This is a genomic window from Nocardioides sp. (assembly GCF_034670285.1).
Taxonomy (GTDB): domain Bacteria; phylum Actinomycetota; class Actinomycetes; order Propionibacteriales; family Nocardioidaceae; genus Nocardioides.
Genome location: NZ_JAXMNS010000413.1, coordinates 1 through 3,243, shown reverse-complemented (window position 1 = coordinate 3,243; position 3,243 = coordinate 1). Strand labels below are relative to the sequence as shown.

The 3,243-nt window shown below is 70.6% G+C and carries 5 protein-coding genes and 2 tRNA genes; 4 read left to right on the top strand and 3 right to left on the bottom strand.

What is annotated here, in order from left to right; genetic code table 11:
• Positions 1 to 148 precede the first annotated feature (148 nt).
• From VOI19_RS16840 to VOI19_RS16830, 3 genes are all read left to right on the top strand, one after another.
• A tRNA-Glu gene (locus VOI19_RS16840) sits at positions 149 to 221 on the top strand.
• Positions 222 to 351: 130 nt separating this feature from the next.
• A tRNA-Asp gene (locus tag VOI19_RS16835) sits at positions 352 to 425 on the top strand.
• A 67-nt stretch (positions 426 to 492) separates the two neighbouring features.
• Positions 493 to 849: a metallopeptidase family protein gene (locus tag VOI19_RS16830; RefSeq protein ID WP_323794109.1), complete on the top strand. Its 357-nt coding sequence runs from the start codon at positions 493 to 495 to the stop codon at positions 847 to 849.
• A 42-nt stretch (positions 850 to 891) separates the two neighbouring features.
• Here the strand turns inward: VOI19_RS16830 and VOI19_RS16825 are convergent, their stop codons facing one another.
• From VOI19_RS16825 to VOI19_RS16815, 3 genes are read right to left on the bottom strand one after another with little or no spacing between them, the layout of a single operon-like run.
• Entirely contained in the window at positions 892 to 1,236 is a 345-nt protein-coding gene (locus VOI19_RS16825) for a fluoride efflux transporter FluC (RefSeq protein WP_323794108.1), read from the bottom strand.
• Positions 1,233 to 1,643, bottom strand: coding sequence for a CrcB family protein (locus VOI19_RS16820; protein ID WP_323794107.1), 411 nt, complete (start codon positions 1,641 to 1,643; stop codon positions 1,233 to 1,235). Before VOI19_RS16820 ends, VOI19_RS16825 begins: the two co-directional genes overlap by 4 nt.
• Positions 1,640 to 2,593 (bottom strand): ATP-binding protein, encoded by a 954-nt coding sequence (locus VOI19_RS16815; RefSeq protein ID WP_416366393.1) that lies wholly within the window; start codon positions 2,591 to 2,593, stop codon positions 1,640 to 1,642. Before VOI19_RS16815 ends, VOI19_RS16820 begins: the two co-directional genes overlap by 4 nt.
• A 295-nt stretch (positions 2,594 to 2,888) precedes the next feature.
• Here VOI19_RS16815 and VOI19_RS16810 point away from each other — a divergent pair.
• Positions 2,889 to 3,243 (top strand): FAD-dependent oxidoreductase (locus tag VOI19_RS16810; RefSeq protein ID WP_323794105.1); only part of this gene is annotated, 355 nt, incomplete at its 3' end.

Here is a 3,243-nt window from a genome sequence, read left to right as displayed (position 1 = left end):
TGGCCAAGCGAGGAGCACGATACATGCCCGGCTCCCTCCCTCACGAATCGGATGCACCCGAGCGGCGGCGGTGTCGCCGCGCTCGTCGTACGCCGCTTCGCCGCAGCGTCGGGTCGCTGGCTAGGATGAGCGCGCAGGATCGCCGCAGGCCCCCATCGTCTAGCGGCCTAGGACGTCGCCCTTTCACGGCGGTAGCACGGGTTCGAATCCCGTTGGGGGTGCTTCAACCGGCTCGGCAGGGCTTCGAAGGACGCCCTGCCAGGCCGGACTTCTGGCTGGGAGTGGCCCGATTGGGACTCCCCGCCAGGCGTGGGTTAGAGTTCCATCGCTCCCGCAAGGGAGTTGAAAGATGGCCCCGTAGCGCAGTTGGTTAGCGCGCCGCCCTGTCACGGCGGAGGCCGCGGGTTCGAGTCCCGTCGGGGTCGCAGACGAACGCTCCGGATCACACAGATCCGGAGCGTTCTGCGTTTTGTCCTACGGCACACTGAGGCCATGCCCCTCGAGCTCGACCCCGCCGCGTTCGATGCCCTCGTCGACCGCGCCCTCGACACGATCCCGGACGAGATCGCCGCGCTCGTGCACAACGTCGTCGTCCTGGTCGAGGACGAGCCGCCGGAGAGTGAGCCGGCCGACACGCTCGGTCTCTACGACGGCATCGCGCTCACCGAGCGCACCTGGATGCCCGGGGTGGACCTGCCGGACCGGATCTTCATCTTCCGCAACCCGCTGCTCGACTTCTGCGACGACGAGCAGCAGCTTGCCGACGAGGTGCGCATCACCGTCGTCCACGAGGTCGCCCACCACTTCGGGATGGACCACGACCTCCTCCACGAGCTCGGCTACGGCTGACCGCTCGTCTGCGCCCGCCTGTTGCTCGCCTGTGGTCGGGCGTCAGCTCCCGACGGCGTACCCGAGCGCAGCGGCCGCGACGCCCAGCGCAAGCGTCAGGACGGCGTACGACGCCGCGCGCCAAGTCAGCGGTCCGAGACGAGCGGTCTGCACCGCGAAGGCGGAGTAGGTCGTGAGGCCACCGCAGAAGCCGGTGCCCAGCAAGGCGTAGGTCTGCTCGTCGATCGCGTGTGCCACGAAGAAGCCCAGCAGCAGCGAGCCGATCACGTTGACCGTCAGGGTGCCCCAGGGGAGGCGGGCGTCAGGAGTGAGGTCGAGGCGAGCGGCGACGTGGAAGCGCACCGCGGCGCCAACTGCGGCGCCGAGGGCGACGAGCAGCGCTGTCACTCGTCACCTCCGGCGCGGGCGACCACGTCCTGCTCGACGCGCGCCGAGAGCAGTCCGGCGAGGAGCACCGCTGCGAGGCAGGCGACCAGCGTGCCGAGGGCGTACGCCGAGGCGGCCGCGAGGCGCTCGTCGGCGAGCAGTGCCCGGGCCTGCTCGGAGGCCGCCGAGAGCGTCGTGAAGCCACCCAGCACCCCGGGGCCGAGCGCGACCGTCCAGGCGGGGGAGCGGCGCACCCGGGCGAGGGCCGGGAGCAGGGCGAGCAGGAAGGCGCCGACGACGTTGATCGCCAGCGTGGTCCACGGGAATCCCGCTCCGTCGGGCACCCACATCTCCAGGCCGTGGCGCAGGAGGGCTCCCACCGCCCCACCGGCCGCGACGGCCAGGGTGAGGTGCGGGGAAGGGGTCACGACACCGAACTGTGCCGTTCGTCGGCTGCGTTGGTCGAGTCAGCGACGTCCCAGGGGCGCGGAGCCTCGCCGCGGCTCTGGCGCACGAACTCGCCGAGGAACCAGTTCTGGAAGCGACGCTGCTCGGGGCTGCGCGCCAGGGAGAGCATCCGCTCCTCGCGGCAGAAGGCATCGGTGAGGTCGAGCAGCTCGAGGAAGTGCTCCAGGCCGCGAGCCGCAGCGCGACCCATCGTGACCTCGAGGTCGGCGGTGCTGCGACCGTGCGCGAGGGCCGCGGCCACCTGGGCGCTGCCGATGCCGAGGGCCAGTGGGCGGCCGAGGGTGTCGAAGACCCCCGAGAGGTCGCGGGCGAGCGGGTAGTCGGACTCGTGGGCCAAGGTCAGCAGCCGCACCTCGCGGCGCAGCTCGCGGAAGTGGTTCTGGAAGGCGACGTAGGCGACCACCGGCACGCCGACGAGGGTGAAGCGCTCGGGGTCGCGGGCGATCTCGCCGGTCTGCTCGACGAGGTCACCGGCCCCGGTGATGAGGGGCTCGTCGCCGGGGCAGTCGGAGAACTGTGCCGCCGGGGTGAACCACACCACCTTGCCGGAGCTCTCGATCTCGGCGCCCCAGGCCTCCGAGGCGCGCGCGACGATGTCGAGCCCCCGGCCGAAGGTGAGCAGCACCGAGTCGTCGTCCTCGGGCGTGCCGACCGCCTGCAGGGCCGGCGGATCGCTGGAGGCGTCGCGCACCTCGACCCGCGGGTGCTCCTGGGTGCCGCGCACCCGCACGAGAATCGGCGGGGCGCCGTGCAGCAGCGCGTTGGTGACGAGCTCGGAGACGGCGAGCTCGGCGCACTCGCGCAGGTCGTCTCGTCCCATGTTGGCGAACGTGCCCACGACCCAGCGTCGGGCGTCCTGAACACCGCGCGGGCCAGTACCCAAGGACAGGGGAGGCCTGTTCAGTGGCACGGGGCACTCCGGCGACGTGAGCGGAAATGTGGACAGATGAAGATCGAGCCACCGTCAGTCCCCATGGGTGAGTCATCGACCGACAGTGATGCTTGCTTACCCTCCCGGACCGGGCGCAAACACGATGAATGAATATTCTTCCACCACGAGGCGTTGCTGTCGTCGACAGACTCGCGCACGAGATTGGGCAGGGATGCCCTTACGCGAGACAATGCGCCAGGAGCAGAGTGCCGGTCGTACGACGACGAACGACCAGCGCGATGCCGATCACCAGCCTCAGACGCAGGAGTGCCTCATGACCGATCCCCACGTCCCCGCCGACGATGCGACGACCCCGGTCCGGCCGAGCCGACCCACCGAAGACCTCGGTGCGACTGGTGAACGCCACCGCGTCGTCGTGATCGGCTCCGGCTTCGGTGGGCTGTTCGGCACCAAGGCTCTCAAGCGCGCCGACGTCGACGTCACGATGATCGCCAAGACGACCCACCACCTCTTCCAGCCCCTGCTCTACCAGGTGGCCACCGGCATCCTGTCCGAGGGCGAGATCGCCCCGCCGACCCGTGAGGTGCTGGCCGGGCAGGACAACGCCCGCGTGCTCCTCGGCGAGGTCAGCGGCGTCGACCTCGAGGCACGCACCGTCACCTCGCAGG

Coding starts and splice junctions, on each gene's coding strand:
- VOI19_RS16830 (WP_323794109.1), top strand. CDS start 493: ATGCCCCTCGAGCTCGACCCCGCCGCGTTCGATGCCCTCGTCGACCGC.